The 25944-nt window shown below is 75.8% G+C and carries 23 protein-coding genes and 3 pseudogenes; 11 read left to right on the top strand and 15 right to left on the bottom strand.

The features are described from left to right. Positions 1-43 precede the first annotated feature (43 nt). Positions 44-1057, top strand: a complete 1014-nt coding sequence (locus OU787_RS34095; protein ID WP_268658095.1) for a DMT family transporter — start codon at positions 44-46, stop codon at positions 1055-1057. A 48-nt stretch (positions 1058-1105) separates the two neighbouring features. Here OU787_RS34095 and OU787_RS34960 read toward each other — a convergent pair. Together OU787_RS34960 and OU787_RS34955 are read right to left on the bottom strand one after the other, a co-directional pair. Beyond that, positions 1106-1567: pseudogene (locus OU787_RS34960) on the bottom strand (aldo/keto reductase); the annotation flags it as partial. Between the two features lie 79 nt (positions 1568-1646). Then, positions 1647-2090: pseudogene (locus OU787_RS34955) on the bottom strand (aldo/keto reductase); the annotation flags it as partial. A gap of 258 nt (positions 2091-2348) precedes the next feature. On the opposite strand from OU787_RS34955, the gene OU787_RS34090 reads away from it, so the two are divergent. Then, a complete protein-coding gene (locus OU787_RS34090) occupies positions 2349-3224 on the top strand; it encodes a helix-turn-helix transcriptional regulator (RefSeq protein ID WP_268658097.1) in 876 nt (291 codons plus the stop codon). A 212-nt stretch (positions 3225-3436) separates the two neighbouring features. Then, complete coding sequence (locus OU787_RS34085) at positions 3437-6625, top strand: penicillin acylase family protein (RefSeq protein ID WP_268658098.1); 3189 nt, start codon at positions 3437-3439, stop codon at positions 6623-6625. Positions 6626-6676: 51 nt separating this feature from the next. On the opposite strand, the gene OU787_RS34080 is transcribed toward OU787_RS34085, so the two are convergent. From OU787_RS34080 to OU787_RS34070, 3 genes are read right to left on the bottom strand one after another with little or no spacing between them, the layout of a single operon-like run. After that, positions 6677-8809: a dipeptide ABC transporter ATP-binding protein gene (locus tag OU787_RS34080; RefSeq protein WP_268658099.1), complete on the bottom strand. Its 2133-nt coding sequence runs from the start codon at positions 8807-8809 to the stop codon at positions 6677-6679. After that, positions 8806-9762, bottom strand: a complete 957-nt coding sequence (locus tag OU787_RS34075) for an ABC transporter permease (RefSeq protein WP_268658100.1) — start codon at positions 9760-9762, stop codon at positions 8806-8808. The genes OU787_RS34080 and OU787_RS34075 overlap by 4 nt, the downstream gene beginning before the upstream one ends. Before the next feature lie 7 nt (positions 9763-9769). Then, positions 9770-10741 (bottom strand): ABC transporter permease, encoded by a 972-nt coding sequence (locus OU787_RS34070; protein WP_268658101.1) that lies wholly within the window; start codon positions 10739-10741, stop codon positions 9770-9772. Positions 10742-11104: 363 nt separating this feature from the next. Here OU787_RS34070 and OU787_RS34065 point away from each other — a divergent pair, with 363 nt between their 5' ends. Then, complete coding sequence (locus OU787_RS34065; protein WP_268661733.1) at positions 11105-12175, top strand: ABC transporter substrate-binding protein; 1071 nt, start codon at positions 11105-11107, stop codon at positions 12173-12175. After that, positions 12088-12855: an ABC transporter substrate-binding protein gene (locus OU787_RS34060; protein WP_268661732.1), complete on the top strand. Its 768-nt coding sequence runs from the start codon at positions 12088-12090 to the stop codon at positions 12853-12855. Before OU787_RS34065 ends, OU787_RS34060 begins: the two co-directional genes overlap by 88 nt. Before the next feature lie 57 nt (positions 12856-12912). Here OU787_RS34060 and pip read toward each other — a convergent pair whose 3' ends face one another. From pip to OU787_RS34045, 3 genes are all read right to left on the bottom strand, one after another. Next, positions 12913-13884 carry a prolyl aminopeptidase gene (pip, locus tag OU787_RS34055; RefSeq protein ID WP_268661766.1) on the bottom strand — a complete coding sequence of 324 codons (972 nt, stop codon included), beginning with the start codon at positions 13882-13884 and terminating at the stop codon, positions 12913-12915. Positions 13885-13986: 102 nt separating this feature from the next. Beyond that, positions 13987-14664 (bottom strand): glyoxalase, encoded by a 678-nt coding sequence (locus tag OU787_RS34050; protein ID WP_268658103.1) that lies wholly within the window; start codon positions 14662-14664, stop codon positions 13987-13989. 139 nt (positions 14665-14803) lie between these two features. Next, positions 14804-15124: a hypothetical protein gene (locus tag OU787_RS34045; protein WP_030464148.1), complete on the bottom strand. Its 321-nt coding sequence runs from the start codon at positions 15122-15124 to the stop codon at positions 14804-14806. A 273-nt stretch (positions 15125-15397) separates the two neighbouring features. Here OU787_RS34045 and OU787_RS34040 point away from each other — a divergent pair, with 273 nt between their 5' ends. Continuing rightward, a complete protein-coding gene (locus OU787_RS34040; protein WP_268658104.1) occupies positions 15398-16495 on the top strand; it encodes a hypothetical protein in 1098 nt (365 codons plus the stop codon). 27 nt (positions 16496-16522) lie between these two features. Here the strand turns inward: OU787_RS34040 and OU787_RS34035 are convergent, their stop codons facing one another. The 4 genes and pseudogenes from OU787_RS34035 to OU787_RS34025 all read right to left on the bottom strand — a co-directional run bounded on the left by OU787_RS34035 (position 16523) and on the right by OU787_RS34025 (position 18234). Continuing rightward, positions 16523-16657 carry a hypothetical protein gene (locus tag OU787_RS34035; RefSeq protein ID WP_268661731.1) on the bottom strand — a complete coding sequence of 45 codons (135 nt, stop codon included), beginning with the start codon at positions 16655-16657 and terminating at the stop codon, positions 16523-16525. A 244-nt stretch (positions 16658-16901) separates the two neighbouring features. Continuing rightward, positions 16902-17090, bottom strand: coding sequence for a hypothetical protein (locus OU787_RS34030; protein ID WP_268658105.1), 189 nt, complete (start codon positions 17088-17090; stop codon positions 16902-16904). A 413-nt stretch (positions 17091-17503) separates the two neighbouring features. Continuing rightward, positions 17504-17644, bottom strand: a pseudogene (locus tag OU787_RS34950) (DUF3040 domain-containing protein); the annotation flags it as partial. A gap of 44 nt (positions 17645-17688) precedes the next feature. Next, on the bottom strand, positions 17689-18234 hold the full coding sequence (locus OU787_RS34025) for a DUF4383 domain-containing protein (RefSeq protein ID WP_268658107.1): 546 nt from the start codon (positions 18232-18234) through the stop codon (positions 17689-17691). Positions 18235-18452: 218 nt separating this feature from the next. Here OU787_RS34025 and OU787_RS34020 point away from each other — a divergent pair, with 218 nt between their 5' ends. From OU787_RS34020 to OU787_RS34000, 5 genes are all read left to right on the top strand, one after another. Further along, positions 18453-18890 carry an SRPBCC family protein gene (locus tag OU787_RS34020; protein WP_268658108.1) on the top strand — a complete coding sequence of 146 codons (438 nt, stop codon included), beginning with the start codon at positions 18453-18455 and terminating at the stop codon, positions 18888-18890. A 228-nt stretch (positions 18891-19118) separates the two neighbouring features. Then, complete coding sequence (locus tag OU787_RS34015) at positions 19119-20441, top strand: NAD(P)/FAD-dependent oxidoreductase (RefSeq protein ID WP_268658109.1); 1323 nt, start codon at positions 19119-19121, stop codon at positions 20439-20441. A 101-nt stretch (positions 20442-20542) separates the two neighbouring features. Further along, positions 20543-21298 carry a DUF1365 domain-containing protein gene (locus OU787_RS34010; protein WP_268661767.1) on the top strand — a complete coding sequence of 252 codons (756 nt, stop codon included), beginning with the start codon at positions 20543-20545 and terminating at the stop codon, positions 21296-21298. Continuing rightward, entirely contained in the window at positions 21295-22596 is a 1302-nt protein-coding gene (locus tag OU787_RS34005; protein WP_268661730.1) for an SAM-dependent methyltransferase, read from the top strand. Before OU787_RS34010 ends, OU787_RS34005 begins: the two co-directional genes overlap by 4 nt. A 56-nt stretch (positions 22597-22652) precedes the next feature. Then, positions 22653-23402: a DUF1295 domain-containing protein gene (locus OU787_RS34000; protein ID WP_268661768.1), complete on the top strand. Its 750-nt coding sequence runs from the start codon at positions 22653-22655 to the stop codon at positions 23400-23402. Positions 23403-23874: 472 nt separating this feature from the next. On the opposite strand, the gene OU787_RS33995 is transcribed toward OU787_RS34000, so the two are convergent. The 3 genes from OU787_RS33995 to sigK form a co-directional block, all read right to left on the bottom strand. Continuing rightward, positions 23875-24330 (bottom strand): hypothetical protein, encoded by a 456-nt coding sequence (locus OU787_RS33995; protein WP_030464463.1) that lies wholly within the window; start codon positions 24328-24330, stop codon positions 23875-23877. A gap of 143 nt (positions 24331-24473) precedes the next feature. Beyond that, positions 24474-25259 carry an anti-sigma factor gene (locus OU787_RS33990; RefSeq protein ID WP_268661729.1) on the bottom strand — a complete coding sequence of 262 codons (786 nt, stop codon included), beginning with the start codon at positions 25257-25259 and terminating at the stop codon, positions 24474-24476. Next, positions 25256-25843 carry an ECF RNA polymerase sigma factor SigK gene (gene sigK, locus OU787_RS33985; RefSeq protein WP_051818208.1) on the bottom strand — a complete coding sequence of 196 codons (588 nt, stop codon included), beginning with the start codon at positions 25841-25843 and terminating at the stop codon, positions 25256-25258. The genes OU787_RS33990 and sigK overlap by 4 nt, the downstream gene beginning before the upstream one ends. Positions 25844-25944: the final 101 nt, after the last annotated feature.

Raw genomic sequence — 25944 nt, 5'->3', positions numbered from 1 at the left:
CAGCATAACGGTGGTGTTTTCCGTGGAAGCTATATTGTCTTCCATGGAAGCGATAATCCGGTGGGGTGTCCCGACCGCCCTCGCCCCGGTGGCCTGGGGCGCCAACTACTACGTCACCCACCGCTACCTGCCGGCCGGCGCGCCGCTCTGGGGCGCGGCCCTGCGCGCCCTCCCGGCCGGGTTGCTGCTGCTCGCCGCGGCCCGGCGGCTGCCGCGCGGCGCCTGGTGGTGGCGCTCGGCGGTGCTCGGGGCGCTGAACACCGCCGCGTTCTTCGTCCTGGTCTACCTGGCCTCGCAGTGGCTCCCGGCCGGCACCGCCGCCATGGTGATGGCGCTCTCCCCGCTCGCCCTGATGCTCTGCGCCTGGCTGCTGGCCGGCGAACGCCCGCTGCCCGCGCAACTGGCGGGCGGCGCGGTCGGCGTCGGCGGGGTGGTCCTGATGCTCGCGGGCGACCCGGGCCCGGCGGGCGGCGGCGGTGGCGCCGTCGGCACCGGCGGCGCGAGCGGTGCGGACGGCCTGCCCGGGCTGCTCGCCTCACTGGGGGCGCTGCTCGCCTCCTCGGTCGGCTACGTGCTCGCCAAGCGCTGGGCGGCGCCCGCGGACGGCGGCGACACCCCGGGCGTACTGGCCTCCACCGCCTGGCAGTTGACGCTCGGCGGCCTGCTCCTGCTGCCGGTCGCCGCACTGGCCGAGGGAACGCCCCCGGCGCTGGACGGCGGCGCGCTGGCGGCCTTCGGCTACACCTCGCTGGTCGCCACCGCCCTGGCCTTCCTGGTCTGGTTCACCGGCCTGCGCAGGCTGCCCGCCGCGACCGTCGGCCTGATCGGCCTGCTCAACCCCGTCACCGGCGTCCTGCTCGGCACCGCCCTGGACGGCGAACCGCTGGGCCCCGCCCGGCTCGGCGGCATGGCGCTGGTCGCCGTCGGCGTCCTCCTCGGCCGCCCGCGCCCCGACGGGGCGTCACCCCGCGCCCGGGCCGGCCGGACCGGCGTCCCACCCGCCCGCCGGGCAGCGGCGACGGCTGCGCAGGGGTGCGAGCCTCCGCCCGAGGCGTGAGCAAGAGCGGAAGTTGGGGCCGGTGTCAGGCCGGAATAGGGCCGGGGCTCAGGGGCGGGCCGGGCCCGCGCCGGCGCCGGTCGCGGTGATCGCGGCGGTGATCGCGTCCCGGTCGGCGTCGGTCAACTCCAGGGATCCGGCGCCGATCCAGTCGTCGACCTGGCCGGGGCGGCGGGCGCCGACGATCGTGCCGGTGACGCCGGGCCAGGCCAGCGTCCAGGCGAGGGCGACCGCGGAGACCGTGGTGCCGTGCGCCGCGGCGATCGGGCGCAGGGCCTCGACCAGGGCGAGGTTGGCGGCGAGGCCGGTGGTGAACTCGGGGAAGCCCTTGCGCCAGTCGTCGTCCGGCAGGGACGCGACCCGCTCGGCGCTGAACGTCCCGGTCAGCAGCCCGGAGTGGAGCGGCTGGTAGACGATCGCCCCGGTGCCGTGGGCGTGCGCCCAAGCGAGTTCGGGCGCGGCCTCCCGGTGCAGCAGGCTGAACTGGGGCTGGATCGCGTCGACGTGCGCGACCGCCTCGGCGGCGGCCGAGCTGCGCGGCGTCGTGGTTGGACAGCGCGATCGCCCGCACCTTGCCCTCGGCCTTCAGCTCGGCCAGCGCCGCCCAGTACTCCTCCAGTGCGGTGGCGTGCCGGGCGGTGGCGGCCGGGTCCTCGTCGGGGCCGAAGGTCAGCAGCGCGCCGTCGCCGGGCCAGTGCGCCTGGTAGAGGTCGATCCGCTCGACGCCCAGGCGGCGCAGCGAGTCCTCCAGTTCGGCCCGGATGCTGGCGGGCTTGAGCAGCTTGCGCGGGGCGGCGAACGGGTCGGGTTCGTCCCAGACCAGGCCGGCCTTGGTGAAGACGTACGGGCGTTCGGCCTCCGGGAGGGCGGCGAGGGCCTTGCCGACGACCTCCTCGGAGTGGCCGAGGCCGTAGGCGGGGGCGGTGTCGATCCAGTTGACCCCGGCCTCGACGACCCGGTGGATGGTGGCGACCGAGTCGGCGTCGTCCTGGGCGCCCCAGGCGAAGCCCCAGCCGCCCCGCCCAGCGCCCAGGCGCCGAAGCCGATCCGGCTGATGTCGAGGTCCGTGCCGCCGAGGCGGGTGGTGGGCAGAGCGTCCATGACTGCGGGTTCCTCACGTTGCGTTCGGGTGTCCGGGTGGTGCGCCCCCATCCTCACGACCGCGCCCGGCCGCACCCAGGGCTCCGTTCGTCCCCGGTGCCGCCCGTCCTGGGTCTGCCGGAACCCCCTTCGGGCCGGGCCCGGTTGCCCGGGCCCGGTTGGCCGGGCCCGGTTCAATAGGATCGTGGCCATGAACCGACGAGCCGACCTCGGTGCCTTCCTGCGCTCCCGCCGTGCCCGGATCCGCCCGGAGGACGCGGGGATCCGGGGTTTCGGCGAGCGGCGGCGGGTGCCGGGGCTGCGCCGCGAAGAGGTGGCCCAGCTCGCCGGGGTGAGCGCCGACTACTACACCCGGTTCGAACAGGGCCGGGCCGAGAACGTGTCCGACGCGATCGTCGACGCCGTCGCCCGGGCGCTGCGCCTGGACCCGGTCGAGACCGGCCACCTGCACCGGCTGGTGCGGGCCGGCGGCGGGCCGCTGCCGACGCCCGTGCAGCAGGTGCGTCCGGGCCTGCGCCGGCTGATGGACTCGATGCCGCACACCCCGGCGTACGTGGTGGGCCGCCGCACCGACGTGCTGGCCTGGAACGCGCCGATGGCCGCCATGATGATCGACTTCGCCGCGCTGCCGCCCGAGCGGCTCAACAAGGCGTGGCTGGTCTTCTGCCACGAGGAGTTGCGCAGCCGCTTCGTCGACCGGGAGGCCAAGGCCCGCGACATCGTCGCTTACCTGCGCCTGGACCTCGGCCGCCACCCGGGGGACCTGGCGTACCCGGCGCTGATCGGTGAACTGTCGGACGCCAGCCCGGAGTTCCGGCGGCTGTGGGAGCAGCAGGAGATCCGGGAGAAGACCCACGGCAGCTACCACCTGCGCCATCCCGCGGTCGGCGAGTTCACCGTCGCCTACGAGAGCCTGACCCTGCCCGGCGATCCCGACCAGACCCTGGTCACCTACACCGCCGAGGAGGGCTCCCCCTCCCAGGCCGCCCTGCACGTCCTCGCCGAGCTCGCCGAACGCCCCCTCGCCCCGGCCGTCCCGGCCGTCCCGGGCCCGGACGTCTCCTGAGCCTCCCGCCACAGCCCGCGCGAACCTGCACCGGCCCGCACGGGCCCGCACCGGCCTGCGCGTTCCGACGGATCCTGACGCAGCGTCAACTCGCGTTCATGACAGGCGGGTGACAGTTCCGTGGCGGGTCCCGCCCGCCCCCTACCCGGGGGTCACTTCGCGGACTAGCGTGCGCCCGGACTTCCGATACCCCCTGTCAGGAAGAGGCCCAGGTGCCCGCTGCCCCCCGCCCCCGCCGACTGCGTTCGGCCGCCCTCGCCGTCCTCGCCTCCGCCGCGCTGCTGCTCGGCGCGCTCACCGCCCAGCCGGCCGCCGGGGCCGCCGCCGGGCCCGCCCCCGCCGCCGGGGACCCGTGCCTGGGCCAGTGCCAGGACGTCCTGACGGCGGGTGAGAACGGCCACGCCACGCTGGCCGGGATCCTGCTGCACCAGAGCGTGGGGACCCGGCCCGCGCACTCCGCCGACCAGGTGGACGAGTACGACGCGCTGCTGCACGACTACAGCGGCCTGACACCCGACCAGCTGTCGGCGTACTTCAACGACGCCTCGTTCGGGGTGCCCGCCGGGCAGGTGGAGAGCACCGCCACCCCGCGCCCCGGGGTGACCATCACCCGGGACAAGGCGACCGGCACCCCGCACGTCAAGGGCGTGACCCGGTCCGACACCGAGTTCGGCGCCGGGTACGCGGCCGGGCAGGACCGGCTCTGGCTGATCGACGTGCTGCGGCACGTGGGCCGCGGGCAGCTGTCCTCGTTCGCGGGCGGCGCGGCGGGCAACCGGGAGCTGGAGCAGAGCCTGTGGGCGGTCGCCCCGTACACCGAGGCGGACCTGCAGCAGCAGATCGACCGGGTGAAGGCGTCCGGCCCGCGCGGGGCGCAGGCCTGGCAGGACGTGCAGGACTACGTGGCGGGCCTGAACGCCTTCGCGGCGGCGGACGTCGCGGCGAACACCTACCCGGGCGAGTACGTGCTGACCGGGCACGGCTCGACCATCGCCCCGTTCACGGCCACCGACGTGGTGGCGATCTCCTCGGTGATCGGGGCGATCTTCGGCGGCGGCGGGGGCGGCGAGGTCGGCAACGCGCTGGCCAAGCTCGCGCTGCGCCGGCAGTACGGCACCGAGGCGGGCGACCGGGCGTACGCGGCCTGGCGGGCCGAGGACGACCCGGAGGCGACGGCCACCGTGCACGACGGCACCGCCTTCCCGTACGCGGCCTCGCCCGCCGCGCCGGTGGGCACCGCGCTGCCGGACCCGGGCTCGGTCGCCGAGGTGTCGCACACCGCCAACGGGACGGGCACCGGGGCCGCCGTGGCGGGAACCGCCGAGGGCGTGCTGCCCGCCGACCTGATCACCGCGAAGAAGGGCATGTCGAACGCCCTGCTGGTGTCCGGCGCGCACACCGCCTCCGGGCACCCGATCGCCGTGTACGGCCCGCAGACCGGCTACTACGCGCCGCAGATCCTGATGGTGCAGGAACTGGACGGGCCGGGCCTGCGCAGCCGGGGCGCGTCCTTCCCGGGGCTGAGCTTCTACGTGGAGATCGGCCGCGGCCTGGACTACTCGTGGAGCGCGACCTCCGCCAACCAGGACATCACCGACACCTTCGCCGTCGAGCTGTGCGAGCCCGGCGGCGGCACCCCGTCCACCTCCTCGACCGGCTACCTGCTGGACGGCGCCTGCACCCCGTTCGAACGGCTGGTCCAGCACGACGCCTGGCAGCCGAGCACCGCGGACTCCACCGCGGCGGGCGCCTACGACCTGGTGACGCTGCGTTCGGCGTACGGGCTGGTGACCCACACCGGGACGGTCGGCGGGCGGCCGGTGGCGTACACCGCGCTGCGCTCCACCTACCGGCACGAGGTGGACTCGGTGATCGGCTTCCAGCAGTTCAACGACCCGGCGGCGATCACCTCGGCGGCGGCGTTCCAGCGCGCCGCGCAGGACATCGGCTACACCTTCAACTGGTTCTACGCGGACGCCGACCACACCTCCTACTACAACTCCGGCACCGAGCCGCTGCGCGCCCCCGGCACCGACCCGGACCTGCCGGTCCTGGCCCTGCCGGCCTACACCTGGCAGGGCTGGGACAAGGCCGCCAACACCTCCGCGGTCGAACCGGCCGACCGGCACGCGCACTCCACCGACCAGGACTACTACGTCAGTTGGAACAACAAGCAGGCCCCCGGCTTCACCTCGGCCTGGGGCAACGGCGCCGTCCACCGGGCCGACCTGCTGGACAACCGGGTGAAGGCGCTGGTGCAGCGCGGCGCCGTCACCCGCACCGACCTGGTCAAGGCGATGGAGGACGCCGCCAACGTCGACCTGCGGGCCGAACGGGTGCTGCCCGAACTGCTCGCGGTGCTGGACTCGGCGCCGGTCACCGACCCGGCGGCGGCGGACGCGATCGCCGAGTTGCGGGCCTGGGCGGCGGGCGGCTCGCACCGGCGCGAGGCGTCCAAGGGCGCGGGCGTGTACACCGACGCGGAGGCGATCCGGGTGCTGGACGCCTGGTGGCCGCTGCTGGTGGAGGGCGAGTTCCGGCCCGGCCTGGGCGATCCGGCCTGGCAGGCGCTGACGGCCGTCGCCCCGATCAACGAGACGCCCTCCGGCGGGCAGTTGGGCGCCACCTCCGGCGGCAGCGACATCGCGGCCGGCCAGGCGCACAAGGGCTCGGCGTTCCAGCACGGCTGGTGGTCGTACGTCGACAAGGACCTGCGCACGGTGCTCGGCCGCCCGGTGGCCGGCCCGCTGGAGAGGGCGTACTGCGGCGCCGGCACGCTGAGCGCCTGCCGCCAGGTGCTGCTGACCACGCTGACCCGGGCGGTGGCCACCCCGGCCGCCACCACGTACCCGGCCGACAAGTACTGCGCGGCGAGCGACCAGCTGTGCGCCGACTCGATCGTGCACCGGGCGATGGGCGGCATCACCGTCCCGCGGATCGCCTGGCAGAACCGGCCCACCTACCAGCAGGTGGTGGAGTTCCCGGCCCGCCGCACCGACGACCTGACCGACCTGGCCCGCGGCGCGACCGCCACCGCCTCCGACTACCAGGACGCGGTGGTCGTCGCCTACCCGCCCAAGCAGGCCGTCGACGGCGACACCGGCACCCGCTGGGCCTCCAAGACGGTCGCCACCGCCTGGCTGGACGTCGACCTGGGCAGCGTCCGCAAGGTCGGCCGGGTGGTCCTGGACTGGTCCGACCAGTACGCCACCGCCTACCGGATCGACGTCTCCACCGACGGCGCCGCCTGGCGCACCGTCTACTCCACCACCACCGACCGCGGCGGCCTGGAGAACCGCTCCTTCACCCCGGTCGACGCCCGCCACGTCCGGGTGGTGATGCTGGCCCGCGGCACCGACAACCGCTACTCGATCGACGAGGTCTCCGTGTACGGGAAGTGACGACCCGTCGGGCCCCGGGCCCCGGACGCCGACCGCGTCCGGGGCCCGGTCTCAGTCCGGGTAGTGGCAGGCCGCGGTGTGGTCGACGCCCGGGGCCGCGGGCAGGGCGGGGGGTGGCTCGGTGGCGCAGCGGTCGCGTTGGGCGGGGGTGAGGGTGGGCTGGACGGGGCAGCGGGCGCGGAAGGGGCAGCCGGGGTGGCGGGTGGTGGGCGAGGGCGGGTCGCCGGCCAGCAGGTGGCGGGGGCGGGTGCGTTCGGCGACGGGTTCGGGGCGGGGGACGGCGGCGAGCAGGGCCCGGGTGTAGGGGTGGCGGGGGTGGGTGAAGACCCGGTCGGCGGCGCCGGTCTCGACGGTGCGGCCGAGGTACATGACGGCGACCCGGTCGGCCAGGTGGCGCACCACGGACAGGTCGTGCGAGACGAACAGGTAGGCGAGGCCGAGTTCGGCCTTCAGCCGTTGGAGCAGGTTGAGCACGCCCGCCTGGACGGAGACGTCGAGGGCGGAGACCGGCTCGTCCAGGGCCAGCAGGTCGGGGCGGACGGCGAGGGCGCGGGCGATGGAGATCCGCTGGCGCTGGCCGCCGGAGAACTCGTGCGGGTAGCGGTCGGCGTGCGCGGGGTCGAGGCCGACCTGGCGCAGCAGTTCGGGCACCCGGCGGCGGGCCTCGGCGGCGGGGGTGCGCTGGGCGAGCAGCGGTTCGGCGAGCACGTCGCCGATCGGCATCCGGGGGTCGAGCGAGGCCGCCGGGTCCTGGAAGACGATCTGCACCCGGGAGCGCAGCCGCCGGGCGGCGGCCCGGTCGAGGGCGGCGGTGTCCTGGCCGAGCAGTTCGATCCGGCCGCCCTGCGGGGCCGCCAGCCGCAGGATCTCGTACAGGGTGGTGGACTTGCCGGAGCCGGACTCGCCGACCAGCCCGAGCGTCTCGCCCTGCCGGATGTCGAGGTCCACCCCGTCGACGGCGTGCACCTCGCCGGCGCGGCGGCGCAGCAGGCCGCCGCGGCGCTGCGGGAAGCTGCGGGTGAGGCCGCGGACGGTGAGCACGTCCGGGCGTTCGGCGCGCGGGCGCACGGCGGCGGCGGGCAGCTCCGGGACGGGGTACACCTCGGCGGGGGCGGGCCGGACGGCGGCGAGGTGCGCGGCGCGCACGCAGGCGGCGAGGTGCGCGGCGGGGCCGGGCGGTGCGGCGCCGTCGGCGGGTACGGCCGCCGGGGGCCCGGACGGCGCGGGCCCGGCGAGGGCGGTCAGCGGGGGTTCGTCCTGGTGGCAGCGGTCCTCGACGAGCGGGCAGCGGGCGGCGAACGCGCAGCCCGGGGTGGGGGGTTCGCCGGTGGCGGGCGGGGCGCCGGGGATCGGGACCAGGGCGCGGCCGGGGCCGTCGAGGCGGGGGACGGCGCCGATCAGGCCGAGCGTGTAGGGGTGCCGGGGGGTGGCGAACAGGTCGTCGACGGGGGCGGTCTCGACGATCCGTCCGGCGTACATGACGGCGACCCGGTCGGCGCTGCCGGCGATCACCCCGAGGTCGTGGCTGACCAGGACGAGGGCGGCGCCGGTCTCGCGCTGGGCGGTGCGCAGCACTTCGAGGACCTGGGCCTGGATGGTGACGTCGAGGGCGGTGGTGGGCTCGTCGGCGAGCAGCACGTCGGGGTCGTTGGCCACCGCCATGGCGATCATGGCGCGTTGCCGCATGCCGCCGGAGAACTCGTGCGGGAAGGCGTCCAGGGCGCGGGCCGGGTCGGGGATGCCGACCAGGTCGAGCAGATCGGTGGCGCGCTTGCGGGCGGCGGCCCGGCCGAGGTCCTGGTGGACCCGGACGGCTTCGGCGAGTTGGTCGCCGATCCGGTGGACGGGGGTGAACGCGGAGAGCGGGTCCTGGAAGACCATGGCGATCCGGCGGCCGCGGACGGCGGCGAGCTGCCGGGCGGGCAGGCCGAGCAGTTCGCGGCCGTCGAGGCGGACCGAGCCGCCGGTGCGGGCGGTGGCGGGCAGCAGGCCGAGCACGGCGAGCGCGGTGACGGACTTGCCGGAGCCGGACTCGCCGACCAGTCCGAGCGTCTCGCCCCGGTGCAGTTCGAGGTCGACGCCGCGGACGGCCGGGTGGCCGCCGAAGTCGACGGTGAGGTCGCGGACGGCGAGCAGCGGGGCGGACGGCTGAGTGGTCGGCAGGGCGGTCGGCGGGGTGGTCACGGGGTGCTCCGGCGGGCGGGGGTGGTGGAACGACGGCGCCGGGTGCGGTGGCGTCCGGCGGCGGCCGTCGGGTCGAGGGCGTCGCGCAGGCCGTCGCCGACCAGGTTGACGGCGAGCACGAACAGCACCAGCAGTCCGGCGGCGAAGTAGAACAGCCAGGGGAAGACCGGGGCGTCGCTCGCGCCGGCGGCCAGCAGGGTGCCGAGCGAGACGTCGGGCGGGCGGACGCCGAAGCCGAAGTAGGAGAGCGCGGCCTCGCTCATCACGGCGCCGCCGACGGTGACGGTGGCGTCGATGATCAGGAAGGAGGAGACGTTCGGCAGCACGTGCCGCCAGATGATCCGGAACGGTCCGACGCCCATGTAGCGGGCGGCGGCGACGAATTCGCGCTCGCGCAGCGAGCGGGTCATCGAGCGGACCACCCGGGCGGTGATCATCCAGTTGAAGACGGCGAGCAGCAGCACGAAGGCGATCCAGCCGCTGCCGCGCAGCCGGGGCGAGAGGACGGCGATCACCAGGAAGGCCGGGAAGATCAGCAGCAGGTCGACCAGGAAGGTCAGCACCCGGTCGGTCCAGCCGCCGAAGTACCCGGCGCAGGCCCCGACCAGCGAGGCCAGCCCGGTGGAGAGGACCGCCACCAGCAGGCCGATCACCAGCGACTTCTGCAGGCCCCGGACGGTCTGCGCGAACACGTCCTGGCCGAGCCCGTTGGTGCCGAACCAGTGGGCGGCGGAGGGGGGTTGGCGCAGGCTGGCGTAGTCGGGCGCGGCGTAGTCCCAGGGCGTCAGGTAGGGCCCGGCGAAGGCCAGCAGGAACAGCAGCACCAGTACGACCAGCCCGGCCACGGCGCCGCGCGAGCCGGCCAGCCGGGCGGCGGCCAGCCGCAGCCGTCCGCGCGGTGCGGGCGCTTCGCCGGCCGACTGCGCGGTGAGTGCGGTGAGTTCGGCGGTCATGCGGTCCTCACCCGGGGTCGAGCGCGGCGTGCAGGGCGTCGGCGAGGAAGCCGGCGGCGAGGACGACCACGGCGGCGAACAGGTTGACCGCGACCACCGAGTTGACGTCCTGTTCGTTGACGGCCTGGATGAACCACTCCCCCATGCCGTGCCAGCCGAAGATGGTCTCGGTGAAGGCGGCGCCGGTGAACAGGCCGAGGAAGGCGTAGGCGAACATGGTGGTCATCGGGATGATCGCGGTGCGCAGGCCGTGCTTGAGCAGGGCCCGGCCGCGGGTGAGCCCCTTGGCCTCGGCGGTGCGCAGGTAGTCGGCGCCGAGCACGTCGAGCATGGTGGCGCGCTGGTAGCGGCTGTAGGTGGCCAGGCCGCCGAGGGCGAGCGAGAGGGTGGGCAGCAGCAGGTGCAGCGCCCAGTCGGCGAGGTGGGTGCCGAGTCCGCCGGCCAGGTTGGGCGTCTCGTAGCCGGTGAACGGGACCACCTCGTGCCCGGCGGCGTCCTTGGCGGCGATCGCGCCGTTCTTGAGCAGCAGGGCGAGCAGGAAGACCGGGGTGGAGAGCAGCACGAAGGAGAGCACGGTGAGCAGCCGGTCGGAGAGCCGGTACTGGCGCACCGCGCTCCACGCCCCGGCGGCGACGCCGAGCAGCATGCCGAGCAGGCTGCCGACCAGCAGCAGCCGCAGCGAGACCCAGATCCGGCGGCCGAACTCGTCGTTGACGTCGGTGCCGTGGATGGTGCGGCCGAGGTCGCCGTGCAGCAGTCCGTTCGCCCAGGTGCCGAAGCGTTCGACCACGGGGGTGCGGTCGTTGAGGTTGAGCGCGGTGAGCTGGCGGTCGACGGCGGCCGCGGCGGGGCGCGGCTGCTTGGCCTCGAAGTAGGCGCGGGGGCCGAGGGCGGTGGCGGTGAGGGCGTACGACAGGAACACCGCTGCGGTGAGCAGGGCGGCGTAGTAGCCGAGCCGCCCCGCGAGGTATCGCGTCACGGCGTGCCTCCGGTGTGGTTCGCACACCTGGGGAACATGGTCATTTGCCTTCGCTCGTACGGGGTTTGACGCACTTTCGCGCAGCAGTTGTACGCCACTCCGGGCGGCCCGTCCAGAGCCCGCCGCGTCGGCGGGTCCGTCCGGTCCGGTGAACCCGCTGGTCACAGCTGATCAGACGGGTGCGGACGGGGTGTTGCGGTGGTGTTGCGCCGCGTTTCGTTTCGATCAGTTCTGCGCACGCACCCCTGGTGGGGTGGCTGACGGGCTGTTACGTTCGGCGCGTCGGCACCGACTTGGCTGCCCACCATCAAGCGCCGCCACACCTGGCGGCCCCCGACTCTTCGAAATCCGAGGACTCCGCCGATGCGCACACCGTCCGCCACGTCCGCCCGGGCCACCGTCCCCGGCCCGGCCGCCGCCCCCGGCCGGGGCCGCGCCGCCCGCCGGCTCGGCCGCACCGCCGCGGCGACCCTCGCCGTCCTGCTCGCCGCGACCGCCTGCAGCTCCTCCGGCGGCTCCGGCGGCGACGTGGCCAAGACCGTGGCGCCCACCGTGGACGCCGAGGACAACAACCCGCAGCCGCCGGAGAACCTCAAGGACGGCGGCGAACTGCGCCTCCCGCTCCAGCAGTGGATCACCCAGTGGAACCCGTACCAGGTCGACGGCAGGTACGGGGACGCGGTGGAGATCATGGGCTACGTGGAGGCCAAGCTCTTCCGGGTCGACGCCAAGGGCGTCTACCACCCCGACCCCGCCTACCTGGCCTCCGCCGAGGTCACCTCCACCTCGCCGCAGGTGGTGACGTACAAGCTCAACCCGAAGGCGGCCTGGTCGGACGGCACCCCGATCGGCTACCGCGACTTCGCGGCGGTCTGGAAGGCGTCCAACGGCAAGGACCCGGCGTACAACATCGCCGACCCCTCCGGCTACGAGCAGATATCCGCCGTCGAGCAGGGCGCGGACGCGAGCGAGGTCAAGGTCACCTTCGCCGAGCCGTACGCCGACTGGCAGAACCTGTTCAACCCGCTGCTGCCCGCCTCCGGGCTCTCCGCCCCGCAGGACTTCAACGAGGGCTGGGTGGAGAAGACCCCGGTCTTCGGCGGCCCGTTCGTGGTCTCGAACGCCGACAAGACCGCGCAGACCATCACCCTCACCCCCAACCCGCGCTGGTGGGGCCCCAAGCCCAAGCTGGACCGGATCACCTACCGGGTGCTGGACCCCGCCGCGATCACCCAGGCGTTCCTGAACAACGAGGTCGACCTGGCCTCGGCGGGCAGCGCGGCCTCCTACGGCCAGCTCAAGGACGCCCCCGACGCGGCGATCCGCACCGGCACCCCTGGGACGAGGTGCACATCTCCTTCGGCGGCAACGGCCCGCTCGCCGACCAGAAGGTCCGCCAGGCGCTCGGCCGGGCGCTGGACCGCGCCTCGCTGATCAAGATCGCCAACAAGGGCGTCCCGGTGGAGTTCAAGCCGCTGGACAACCACCTGTTCATGACCAACCAGAACGGGTACCGGAACAACTCCGCCGACTGGGCCTCCTACGACCCGGCCACCGCGAAGAAGTGGCTGGACGAGGCGGGTTGGAAGGACGCCGGCGGCACCCGCAGCAAGGACGGGCAGCCGCTGGAGCTGCACTACGTGCTGAGCGACGGCTCCAACCAGGCGCAGACCGACCTGGCCTCCGCCGCGCAGAACATGCTCCAGCAGGTCGGCGTCAAGCTGACCATCGACAAGGTGTCCAGCAAGGAGTACTTCACCAAGTACATCAACCAGGGCAAGTTCGACCTGGCCAGCTGGCGCAACACCGACTCCTTCCCGCTCTCCCAGACGGTGGCGATCTACCGCGCCCCGCAGGGCGACAACGTGTTCGGCAACTACTCGAAGCTGAGCACCCCCGAGATCGACACCCTGCTGCGCAAGGCCGCCGCCACCCTCGACCCGGCGCAGGCCGCCGAGCTGTACAACCAGGCCGACGCGAAGATCTGGGAGCTCGGGCACACCCTGGAGCTCTACCAGCGCCCCAGCATCGTCGCCGTCCGCAAGGGCCTGGCCAACTACGGGGCCGGCAGCCTCGCCAGCACCGTGATCACCTCGGTCGGCTGGCAGAAGTGACCGCCCGGGCCGGTGCCGCCCGGGCCCGCGTCGTGCACGCACCCGGGCGGCACCGGCTCAGCGGAGCTTGAACTCCTCCAGCGCCTCGAACACCGTCCGCCGCATCGCCTCGCCCCCGATGTGCCCGGAGTCGTCGAAGATGTGCAGCCGGGCGTCCGGCCACGCCTTCGCCAGCTCCCAGGCGGTCTGCACCGGGCTGCCCATGTCGTACCGGCCGTGCACCAGCACGCCCGGGATGCCCGCCAACCTGTGCGCCCCGCGCAGCAGTTGGTCCTCCGCCAGCCAGGCGCCGCGGCTGAAGAAGTGCGCGCAGATCCGGACGAACGCGATCCGGTCGTCCACCTCCCGGTCGCTGTACATGCCGGGGACGCCGTTCGGCTCGTCCGAGATCACCGCGTCCTCCCAGGCCAGCCACGCGTCGGCGGCCGCCGCCCGCACCGCCCGGTCGGGGTGCTCCATCCGCCGCGCGTAGGCGGCCAGCAGGGCGTACACGTCGCCGTCCCAGTCGTGCTCGGGGACGGCGGCCCGGAAGCGGTCCCACGCCTCGGGCTTGAAGGCGCCCACCCGGTGGTAGAGCCAGTCGGTCTCGGCCCGGCGGGTGGTGGTCACCGCCTGGATGACGATCTCGCTCACCCGCTCCGGGTGCTGCTGCGCGTACGCCAGGATCAGCGTCGAGCCCCAGGACGCGCCGTCCAGCAGCCAGCGCTCGATGCCCAGGTGCTCGCGCAGCCGCTCCATGTCGTCGACCAGGTGCTGCGTGGTGTTCAGCGCCATGTCCGCCGCCGGGTCACTGGCGTGCGGCGTGCTGCGCCCGCAGTTGCGCTGGTCGTAGCGGATCACCCGGTAGCGCGCCGGGTCCCACGCCCGGGTGGCCCGCCGCGGCGCCCCCGCGCCGGGCCCGCCGTGCACGTACAGCGCGGGCTTGCCCCCGGGATCGCCGAGCTGCTCGTAGTAGATGCGGTTCCCGTCCCCGGTGTCCAGGAACCCGCTGTCGTAGGGAGTCGTCGGCGGGTGCAGGAGGTCGTCCATGGAGGTCGCAGACATGACGGGCCACCCTAACCGCTCCCCCGCAGAAGGCAACTGAATAACCGTCACCCGACCGCCCTCCGCAGCCCGGGGCCGGATTCCGACTCAGGCCGCGGCCCGCCCCTCGGCCTCCCGCGCGTCGGTTTCCCGCCCTTCGGCCTCCCGCGCACCGGCCGGCGCCCAGCGGAAACCGTCCGGGTCGGTGAACGCCTCCGGGCCGCCGCCGTTGACGGTCAACCGGTGCGAGCCGCCGCCCTCCGGGGCCACCCCGAGGTCCTTGGCCAGCGCCCGGCGGCGGTACAGGGCCAGCTTGACCGCGCCCGTCCCGGCCGCGAACTCGGCGTACACCCGCCCGAAGCCCTTCGCCACCGCGAACCCGCGATCCACGTAGTACCGCTTGGTCGCCGCGAAGTCCGCCACCCCGATCAGCAGCACGAACTCCTCGATCCGCCGGGTGGCCGGGCCGGTGTCCTTCTTCGCCGAGGTCGCCAGCTTCCAGATCGCCCCGTCCGGGGCCTGCACCACCGCGCCGTACCCCCACAGCGACTTCGCCGCGGGCTTGAGCACCGCGGCCCCGGCGGCCACCGCCGACGCCACGAAGCTGTCCACGTCCGCGGGCCGCGGCACCGTCAGGGCCAGCGTGAACCCGCGGAACCCCTCGGACGGCTCGGCCGCGGCCCGCACCTTCAGCCGGTCCTCGCCGAGGTCGAACGCGTCGGCGTGGAAACGGGCGGCCGCCGCGGGGTCGGCCACGTCCAGGGTGATGCTCTCGATGTCTGTCATACCCCCGACGCTAGGCCCCGCCGCCCGCCCGGGGCTTCTCGATTCCTGACCGGTGCGGCCCGGCGCGCGCACCCGCACCACCGCCCCGGCCCCGTGCCCGCACCGACGCCCCGTCAGCACGGCTGCCCGGCGCCCCCGTTCAGCCGTTCTCCCGCCCCGGCAGCGCGGCGCCCGCCAGGAAGGCCCGGTAGACCTCGGCGGCCTCCGGCTCGACCTCGGTGCCGGCCGGGCCGTAGCGGGTGTCGGTGCGGTCCCGTTTCGGCGCGGAGAGCCAGAACTCCTCCCCGGTCTCGGCGTCCTGGAAGTTCGCCGCGGACAGCCCCTTGGCCCGGCGCAGCGTCCGCCCCCGGAAGTACGCCGTGCTCCAGGTCTTCGAGAAGTCCACCCACCCGATCCACGAGGGCCCGCGGTCGGTGCCGTGACCGGTCTTCAACTGCACGAACATCAGACGTCTGGCCATGGCCCCATGCTCCGCCCCCGCCCCCCGCCCCGGCCACCCGTTTTCCCGCCCACCCCGGTCACCCGCTTCCCCACCCACCCCAGCCACCCGTCTCCCCGCCCTGACTGGATGGAGTGACGGCGAGCCGTCGTGCTGGATATCGTTCCGCCACTGCGGGCAGTCAGTACCGACCCGGCGCGGGGACCCGCGGCGGCCGATCGGTGGAGCGGTGGGGGCACGCCGGTGCCCCCACCGGGATCCGGTCCGCGCAGCGCCCGCCAGGAGGAACCTCGCATGCCCCGCCCGTCCACGTCAGCCCTTCTCCTGGCAGCTGCGGCCGCCGCCCTGGCCGCCTGCGGGAGCCCGTCCCCCGCCGGGCCCGGGGCGGCCGCGCCGGGCGGTGCCGCGTCCGGGACACCCGCGAGCGACAGCGCGGCGTCCGGCGCGCCCGCGAGCGCTGCCGCCGGCGCCCCGGTCCCGGTGCCGGGCACCGTGGGCTTCCTGACCACCGACCCCGGCCGGGTCACCTACCTCCAGTGGCAGGCGGACGGCCGCGGCGGCCTCAGCGGGACCGTGCTGGAGGCCGTGGCGGACGGCGCACCGCCCACCGAGAAGGTGCGGACCCGGACCGGCCCGCTCAGCGGCCGGATCGACGGCAGCGCGATCACGCTCGACATCGCCGACCACACCGATCAGGGCGTCCTCGCCGCCGACGGCATCACGCTCAACGTGGTCCAGCCGGACGGCAGCATCCGGTCCGTCGGCTACCGCCGGGCCGGCGCCGCCGACTACAACACCGCGCTCTCCCAACTGCGGCAGACCGTGGACGCCGCCAACACCCGGGAGCAGCAGCAGGTTTCGCAGGCGAACCTGCAGACCGCCGCACAGCGGGCGCTCAGCGTCCTGCAGGCGGACAACAAGGCGTTCACGAACGCGAAGGCGGTCCGGGACGACCTCGCCAAGGCCGACGCCGACCTGCAGCAGGAGCGCCGCGACATCGCCGGAGGCAACGGCGAGAACTGCTACAACGTCCAGGTCACGGTCGCGTACGACGCGCAGATGAACGTCGGCTACGACGTGACCACCTCGGCAGCGTACGACGTGAAGCAGGAACAGGACGCCCTCGACTCGGCCAGGTCCGACGCTCGGGCCGTCCGGGACGCGGAGGCCGCCCTGCGGTCCGCCGGGCTACCGGCGACCCCCGGGGCCGACGTCGCGCTCGCCACGGCGCAGCAGCAGGACGCCCAGGCCGTCGCCACGGCGAACGGCGCGATCGACCGCCTCAACGCCGACCTCGCGGCCGCGTACGGCGCGGCGAACTCCGCGGGCACCGGCGAATGTGCCGGAGTCGGGCCGGGAGACCCCCCGCCCGGGCTCTCGCACGTCTCCTGACCACCCGTCAGACGGTCAGGTCGGGTGCTACCCCAGGCCGAGGGCGGCGCGCAGGCGGCCGCGGGTGGCGGCGGCGGCTTCGCGGGTGACGGGGTCGTCGCTGCCGAGGGCGTCGCCGAGCAGCAGGTCCGCGGCGGCGACCACGGCGGCGGGGAGGACCACCTCGCGCAGGCCGAGCAGTTGGGCGGCGGCCTGGTGTCCGCTCGACGGGGGCCGACGGGCCGGGGGTGGGGATCCGCCGGTTCGGGGACGCGCGGGGGCGTCGCCACCGGGTGCCCGCCCTGCGGGCGGCGCGGTTCGTTGATCACGGGCATGCTCCGTTCAACGGGCCACGGCCCGCGACGGTTACGCGGGCCGCGACGTTCGAGTGGTCCGCCCCGGTGGCCGTACGGGCGGCGGCGGGCGGTCAGGAGGCGTGCCGGTCCGCGACGGCGGCGGGGCCGGGCCCGCCGAGGGCGGGGCGTTCGGGGCGCGGGGCCAGGGCGCGGACGTCCGCCGGCCGCCGGACGGGGGCCGCGGCGGCGGTGTGCGCGTCGCGGATCCACCGGGCCAGCGCGTGGGCGAACTCGGGGCCGATCGTGGCGGCGTGCTGCAACTGCTCCAGTCGCCCGGCCGGAGCGGGACGCGGGCCTCCGAGAGGACCGCCAGCAGGGGCTGCAACAGCCCCCACTGGAGGCGGACCACGGGCAGCGGGCTGGTATGCGCGGGCTCTGTCACGCCCGGTCCAACTGCCCGCCCCCGCAGGGGACACGGCCCGCCCGCCCGGTTCCACCACAGGGTGCAACGCCGCCCCCGGGACAGCCCTGGAGCCCTGGGCGGGCTCCGGGGACAGCGGGCGGCGGGCCCGTCAGCCGAGCCGCAGGCGGGCGAGCCGGCGCAGCGCGAGGACGCACAGCAGGGCGGCCGCCGCGGCGAGCAGGACGGCCGGCAGGGGTGGGAACCCCCGGCGCCCGCCCACAGGGCGCCGGCGGCCGTCACGGTGGCGAGCAGGGCGACGGCCGCGACGAGCGGGCCCGGGCGGTGGGCCAGGCGGGCGGCGGGGCCGGGCGGGCGGTCCAGCCGCCGGTCCAGCCGGGGATCGCTCCGGCGCAGGTGGTGCTCGATCTCCGCGAGCAGGAGCTGCTCCCGCGGGGTCAGTCGGGTGTCCATCGGGTCTGCCGCCTCTCGGCGAGGGGAGGGAGGGGGTGCGGGTGTCAGCCCCGGTCGCCGGGCAGCGCGGCCCGCCGGGCGGCGGGGCCGACCGCCGGGACGGCCGGGACGGCAGTGGCGGTGGCGACGGCCTCCGGGTGGCGGCGGCGCCAGTACGGGTTGTCGTGCGGGAGGCCGCCGCTGATCCGGCCGTACATCCCGAAGGTGGCGATCAGCAGGCCCATGGCGAAGCTGAACAGGACGTTCGGGAGACGGAAGGCGAGCAGGTTGGCCGAGGTCTCCAGCAGGGCGAGGTTGACGAAGCCGCTCAGCACGAACAGCGTGCCGACCACGATGGTGACGGTGGAGGCGGCGCGTCCGCCGAGCAGCGCGGCGGTGAGCAGGACGGCGGCGGTGCCGATCGAGACGACGCTGAGCAGTCCGTTGCTGGACAGTCCGGCGACGTGTTCGCCGTGCGTCCCGAAGAAGGGCAGGCCGTCGGCCAGGCCGAGTGCGCCGAAGGCCAGCAGCAGGAGTGCGCACAGGCCCGCGCCGAAGCGGTGGATCCGGGACAGGCGGCGGTCGGCGACCGGTTCGTCGTGGGGGTGCATGGCGGTTCTCCTCTCGGTGCGGCGGGCCGCGCCCACCGCGTGTACCCCTCCCCCCACGAACGTCCCGCCGCCGGGCCGATGATGCCCACCCGCAGCGCTGGTGCAGCGTTTCACCCCGCCCGCCCCCGCCCCGTACCTCCACCCGCTGACGCCACCACCCATCCGTACCGGGACCGGCTCCGAATCCCCCGGACGTCCCTACGGCCGAGGAGGCAGCGGTGATCGAGGTGGTGCGGGAGATCCCGGTCCGCCGGGCGGCGGGCGAGGTGCTGGACTACCTGGCGGACTTCGCGCACGCCGCCGAGTGGGACCCGGGAACCGCGGAGTGCGTCCGGATCGGCACCGGCGCCCCGGGGCCGGGGGCGCGGTGGCGGAACGTCTCGGTGTTCCGCGGGCGGCGCACCGAGCTGGTGTACGAGCTGGTGGACCACGGGCCGGACCAGGTGCTGTTCGTCGGGCGCAACCGGACGGTCACGGCCGTCGACGAGATCACCGTCCGGCCGGGGCCGGGCGGGGCGGGGGCGGTGGTCCACTACCGGGCCCGGCTGCGCTTCCACGGGCTGGCGCGACTCGCGGAGCCCTTCCTGCGCCGGGAGTTCGAGCGCTTGGCGGACGCGGCGCGGCGGCGGCTGCCCGAGGTGCTGGACGGCGACTGAGCGCCCGACGACGACGGCCGGGCACCCGGCGGGCCCGGCCGGGGACGGCGCCTTCCCGTTCGGAGCAATCCGCGCGGCGGGGGCCTCCGAATGACGGGTACAGGGCCGCCGCGGGCGGCCGGGAGTGCGGGAGCAGTGGGGAGAATCGACGTGACGACACTCGGCGCCGTTTCCACCGGGGGGTCCGTCCCGCCGTCGCGTCGGCCGGGGCCGAAGCCGGGGCGGCGGGTGGCCGTGGTGGGGGCGGGAGTGGCGGGGTTGAGCGCGGCGTACGCGCTGGCCCGGGCGGGCGTGGCGGTGGAGCTGTTCGAGGCGGACGGCCGGTTGGGCGGGCACGCGCACACCCAGCGGGTCACCGCGGCGGACGGGCGGGAGCTGGCGCTGGACACCGGCTTCCTGGTGCACAACACCCGGACGTACCCGGAACTGGTCGGCCTGTTCGGCGAGTTGGGCGTGCGGACGCAGGACAGCGACATGAGCATGTCGGTGCACTGCGAGGGCTGCGGCCTGGAGTACGCGGGCGCCCGCGGCCTGTCGGGGCTGCTGGCCACCCCGGGCAACCTGGCCCGGGGCCGGTACCTGCGGATGCTCGGCGAGGTGCCGCGCTTCCACCGCCTGGCCCGCCGCCTGCTGGCCACCCCGGAGGACGAGACCGCGGACGAAACCGCGGGCGGGGCCGAGCACGGGGCCGAGGGCGGGTCGGAGAGCCTGCGCGCGTTCCTGGCCCGGCACGACTTCTCCCCGTACTTCACCCAGCACTTCATGACCCCGCTGGTCTCCGCGGTGTGGTCCTGCGCGCCCGACCTGGCCGGGGACTACCCGGCCCGCTACCTGTTCGCGTTCCTGGCCAACCACGGCCTGCTGAGCGTCACCGGCTCGCCGACCTGGCGCACCGTGGTCGGCGGCTCGGCCGCGTACGTGGAGCGGATCGCGAGCCACCTGGCCGCGCACTCCGGCACCGTGCACCGCTCCGCGCCGGTGCGCGCGGTGCGGCGCCACCCGGACGGCGTCACGGTGGCCACCGAGGACGGGCGGTGGACCCGGGCGGACGCCGTGGTGGTGGCCGTCCACGCCGACCAGGCACTGCGGCTGCTGGCCGACCCGACCGGCGCCGAGCGGGAGGTGCTGGGCGCGTTCGAGTACTCCCGCAACCCGACGGTGCTGCACCGGGACGCCTCGGTGCTGCCCCGGGCGGCCTGGGCCCGCGCCTCGTGGAACTACCGGATGCCGGACTGCGACGCGCCCTCCGACCGGGTCCGGGTCAGCTACCACCTGAACCGGCTGCTGCGGCTGGGCGGCGCGGAGGACTACCTGGTCACCCTGAACGAGGACGACCGCAGCCCGCTGCCCGAGCGGCAGGTGGTCACCCGCACCGTGTACGAGCACCCCGTGTACACCGCCCGCACGGTCGCCGCCCAGCGCCGGCTGCCCGAACTGACCACCGCCCGCACCGCGTTCGCCGGGGCCTACCACGGCTGGGGCTTCCACGAGGACGGCTGCCGCTCCGGCCTCGCCGCCGCCCGCCACCTGCTCACGGCGGTCGCCCCGTGAGCCTGAACGACCCCGCGCACCCGCCGGACCCGGCCCCGCCCGGCCAGGCCGACACCGCAACCGCAACCGCAACCGCCGCGCTCCCCGGCCCGTGGGGCGCCGTGCTGTACGAGACCCGCACCACGCACGTGCGGGCCGAGCCCCGCCGGGTGTTCCGCCACCGCGGCTACCTGTGGCTGGTCGACCTCGACCGCCTGCCCCGGCTGCCGTGGCCGCTGCGCCCGCTGGCCCGCTTCCTGCCCCGCGACCACGCCCTGCACCCCGGCACTGCCGACGTCCGGGCGGACCTGGCCCGCGACCTGGCCGCGCACGGCCTGCGCCCGGACCCGGCCGGGCGGGTGCTGATGCTGACCCAGGCCCGTTCGCTGGGGCACGTGTTCAACCCGCTGACGGTGTACTGGTGCCGGGACGCGGCGGGCGCGCCGCTGTGCACCGTCGCCGAGGTGCACAACACCTACGGCCAGCGCCACCGCTACCTGCTGCGCCCGGACGCCGCCGGGCACGCGGAGGCCGCCAAGGACTTCCACGTCTCGCCGTTCCTGCCGCTCGACGGCCGCTACCGCCTGCTGCTGCCGGAGCCGGACGGCGAGCGGCTGCGCCTGACGGTGGCGCTGGAGCTGCCCGGCGGGCGGGCGTTCACCGCCACGGTGTCCGGCACCGGCCGCCCGGCGGGCCCGGCCGCGCTGCTGCGCGCGGCGGCCCGGCACCCGTTCGCCACCTACGCCGTGAGCCTGCGGATCCGCGCCCAGGGCGTCCGCCTGTGGCTGCGCGGCCTGCCCGCCCACCCCCGTCCCGACTCCCGTCCCCGCCCCCACCCCCGTTCCCGTTCCCGTTCCGGAGAGGCCGTCCGCCGATGACCGTCACCGTCCCGTTCCCGCCCGCCGTCGACCCGTCGCGCTGGCCGGACGTCGCCCGGGTGCCGCACGCCCCGCTGCGGGCCGCGGTGGCCGGGCGGCTGCTGCGCCGGGTGGCGGCCGGCCGCGGCCTGCGGGTCGAACTCCCGGGCGGGCGGCCGCTGTTGCCGTCCCCCGCGCAGGCGCCGGTGCTGCGGCTGCACCGCCCGGAGGCGTTCCTGCACCGGGTCGGGACGGGCGGCCTGATCGGCTTCGGCGAGTCCTACCAGGCGGGCGACTGGGACAGCCCGGACCTGGTGCGCCTGCTGACCGCGCTGGCCGCCCGCCCCGAGACCCTGGTCCCGCCCGGCACCGGGTGGCTGCGCCGGCTGTACGTGCGGCGGCCTCCGGCGGCGGAGCTGTCCACGGCCGCCAACGCCCCGCGCAACATCCACCGGCACTACGACCTGTCGAACGAGCTGTTCGCGCTGTTCCTCGACCCGACCATGTCGTACTCCTCGGCGGTGTTCTCCGACCCCTCCCCCGCCACCCGCTGGCCCGACCTGGTCCCGGCCCAGCACCGCAAGATCGACCGGCTGCTGGACCTGGCCCGGGTCGGCCCCGGCACCCGGCTGCTGGAGATCGGCACCGGCTGGGGCGAACTCGCCCTGCGCGCCGCCGCCCGCGGCGCCGAGGTGGTCACCCTCACCCTGTCCGCCGAGCAGCTCGCGCTGGCCCGCCGCCGGATCGCCGCCGCCGGGCAGTCCGACCGGGTCGAGGTCCGGCTGTGCGACTACCGGCAGGCCCGGGGCGCGTTCGACGCGATCGTCAGCGTCGAGATGATCGAGGCCGTCGGACGCCCGTTCTGGCCCGCCTACTTCACCGCCCTGGACCGGCTGCTCGCCCCCGGCGGCCGGGTCGCCCTGCAGGCCATCACCATGCCGCACGCCCGGATGCTGGCCAGCAGCGACACGTACACCTGGATCCTCAAGTACGTCTTCCCGGGCGGCCAGATCCCCTCGCTGCGGGCCATCTCCGACACCGCCGCCGCGCACACCCGGCTGCGGGTGGACGCCGCGGACGCGTACGGGCCGCACTACGCCGAGACGCTGCGGCTGTGGCGGGAGCGGTTCACCGGGCGGGCGGAGCAGGTCGCGGCGCTGGGCTTCGACGAGGTGTTCCGCCGGATGTGGGAGCTGTACCTGGCGTACTCGGAGGCCGGGTTCCGCTCCGGCTACCTGAACGTCCACCAGGTGCTGCTGAGCCGGGACGGGGCCGCGGCGGGCGCCGGGTCCCCGCCGGTCCGGGACGGCCTGCGGTGAACGCCGCCGCGTTCGGCCTCGGCGCGGCCTGCGCCGCGGGCGCGGCCCTGCTGGTCATGCTGGGCGCGTTCGCCGTCGGGGTGCGCACCGGCCGCCACCGGGGCGTGGACGCGGCCTGGGGCCTGGCGTTCACCGCCGTCGCGCTGACCGGCTGCGGGCTCTCCGCCGGGTACGGCGACGGCGGGCGGCGGGCGCTGGCCACCGTCCTGGTGGCGCTCTGGGGGCTGCGGCTGTCCGCGCACCTGTGGTGGCGGGCCCGCGGCCTGCCCGAGGACCCGCGCTACGCCCGGATGCTCGCCAGGGCCCCCGCCGGGCCGGCCCGCACCCGGTACGCGCTGCGGATCGTCTACCTGCTGCAGGCCGCCCTGGTCTGGTTCGTCTCGCTGCCCGTGCTGGCCGCCCAGTACCTGCCCGGTCCGCTCGGCCCCACCGCCTGGGCGGGGACGGCGCTGTGGGCGGTCGGCCTGTTCTTCGAGGCGGTCGGCGACGCCCAACTGGCCCGGTTCAAGGCCGATCCGGCGCACCGTGGCCAGGTGATGGACCGCGGCCTGTGGCGGTACACCCGGCACCCCAACTACTTCGGCGACGCCTGCGTCTGGTGGGGCCTGTTCCTGCTGGCCGCGGACGCGCCGATCGGCTGGGCGTTCGTCGGCAGCCCGCTGCTGATGACCTGGCTGCTGGCCTTCGGCAGCGGGAAGCCGATGCTGGAACGCCACCTGTCCGGCTCCGACCGCCCCGGCTGGGCCGCGTACACGGCCCGCACCAGCGCGTTCCTACCGCTCCCGCCCCGCCGGCGGCGCGACTGAGACGCTCACCTCCCCCACCGCGCCGGGCCGTTGCCCACCCCCGCACGATCAGACATCTCGGCGCAGCCAACCGCCCCGACACTGCCGGACGCCTCGGCGCAGCCGGACGGCGGCGGCACGGGTTCCCCGCCCCGACGGCACGACTGAGACCCGCTCGCCTCCGCCACCCCGCCGGGCCGTCGCCCACCCCCGCCCGAGCGGGCACCTCGGCGCAGCCGGACGACGGCGGCACGGCCCCCCGCCCCGACCGCACGACTGAGACCCGCTCACCTCCGCCACCACGCCGGGCCGCTGCCCACCCCCGCACGATCAGACATCTCGGCGCAGCCAACCGCCCCGACACTGCCGGACGCCTCGGCGCAGCCGGACGGCGGCGGCACGGGCTCCCCGCCCCGACGACACGACTGAGACCCGCTCACCTCCCCCACCCCACCGGGCCGTTGCCCACCCCCACTCGGCCGGCTGCCCCGGCTCAGCCGGACGTCTCGGCCCGGCCGTAGGGGTCGGCGGAGGCGTCCGGGAAGCCGGCCGCGTGCATGACCGCCTCGGCCACCAGCCGGGCCTCCCGGTGGGTCAGTCCTTCGATCGCGTGGCGCAGCGGCCCGGTGCGGACCCCGGCCAGGCCGGCGGCGACGGTGAGGACGGCTTTGGCCCGGTCGCCGAGGACGTCCCGGGCGGCGGCCCGGCCGGCCTGCCGGGGGCGGCCGAGGCGGTCCATCGCGCGCCGGAAGTCGACCGTCGCGGACGGGCCGTCCGGCCCTTCGGCGAGCGGCACGAAGCCGTTGCCGACCAGCCAGTCGCCGACCTCCTCGACCTGGAAGGCCAGCCGCACCCCCGCCTCGACCGGCGGCAGTCCGGCCGCGCCGCGCAACGCCAGTTCGGCCAGGCGTTCCCGGTCCGCGCCGCGGAACGGCACCTCGTTCGCCATCGCGTTCTCCCCTCCCCCGTGGGGGCCCGCCCCGTGGCCCCTCCCGGGAACCTACCCGCGGGAGCACCCCCGCCCTACCCGACACACCCGGCCCGGCCGATGTCCGGTCGACCGGGCCGGGTGGGCCGGATGGGCCGGGCCGCTCAGGCGAACGGCAGCAGCAGCACCGGGGCGCCGGTCGGGTGCGGGGAGCCGCCGGCCGGTTCGAGGGTGACGCCGACGCCAGCCGCGCCGTCCAGCGGGCCGCTGAGCAGCAGGGTGCCGGTGCCCGCGGGGAGCAGCCCGGCGGGACGCATGGTGCCCGCGTCGTCGTACCAGAGCTGGTAGGTGCGGCCGGGGCCCGGGGCGGGGAGGCCGGCGGCGAGCAGGCCGGCCCGGTCGCGGGTGGCGGACCAGACGACGGTGGCGGTGCCCCCGCCGGTGGCGGCGGTCGCGGTGCGGGCGTCCGGCGCGGTGAGCAGCGCGGTGACGGACTCCTGCTGGCGGGCGAGCGCGGCAACCCGGTCGCGGGCCCGTTCGGCCTCCCGGTGCTGCTGGACGGCGAGGGCGCCCGCGCCGAGGGCCAGCGCGAGGCAGGCGGCGAGCGCCAACCCCGGTGCCCGGCGGGCGAACCGGCGCCGCAGCCGGGCCGGGCGGGTGCGCGGCGGGACGGGGCCGTCGACCCGCGGGGCCTCCTGCCGGACGCCCGGCAGCGCGGCCAGCACCCGGTCCTTCAGCGCCGGCGGCGGGGCCGCCGTCTCGGCCGCCCCGAGCCGGGCCAGGGCGGCGGCGAACTCCGCGGTCTCCTGCGCGCAGGACGGGCAGTGCTCGAGGTGGCGTTCGAAGGCATCGTTCTCCTCGGCGTCCAGCGCGTGCGCGGCGTACGCCCCGGTCAGGGTGTGCGGGTCGGGGGCGCGCCGGTCGGCGGTGTGCGGGCGGAAGGCGTTCACGCGCCCACCCCCAGGCAGTCGCGCATCCGGATCAGCGCGTCCCGCATCCGGGTCTTGACGGTGCCGAGCGGGGCGCCGAGCACCTGGGCCACCTCCGGGTAGCTGTAGCCGCGGTAGTAGGCCAGGGTCAGCGACTCCCGCTGGAGTTCGGTCAGGGTGCGCAGGCAGCGCCGCACCTGTTCACGCTCCAGGCGTCCCTCGACCTGTTCGGCGACCTCGTCGTAGGGGGTGCCGCCGTGCGAGGCGGCCGCGACCCGCCGGTCCCGGTCGGCGGCGGCCTGGGCGGAGCGGACCCGGTCGACGGCCCGCCGGTGGGCGATGGTCAGCACCCAGGGCAGCACCTCGCCCCGGTCCGCCCGGTACCGGGCCGCGGTGCGCCACACCTCCAGCAGCACCTCCTGCGCGACCTCCTCGGACTGCGCGGCGTCCCGCACCACCCGCCGCACCAGCCCGAACACCGGCCCGGAGACGGCGTCGTAGAGCGCCTCGAACGCATCCTGGTCACCCCGCACCACCCGCGCCAGCAACTCCCGCAGATCCGGCCCGGGCCGCCGCGGCGGGGCCAACGACACCACGTGGTTCACCCCGCCACCCCACCGACAACGCTCCTGCCCTGCCACTGCACCACCCGCACGGAACCCTCCCACGGCGGCCGGAACCCCCGACCGCACCGATTCGACAACAC

Origin of the sequence: Kitasatospora sp. YST-16 (assembly GCF_026802215.1) — a bacterium.
GTDB classification, from domain to species: domain Bacteria; phylum Actinomycetota; class Actinomycetes; order Streptomycetales; family Streptomycetaceae; genus Kitasatospora; species Kitasatospora cineracea.
Note: the sequence above shows the minus strand (reverse complement) of the source record. Positions and strands in the feature narration are given on the sequence as shown.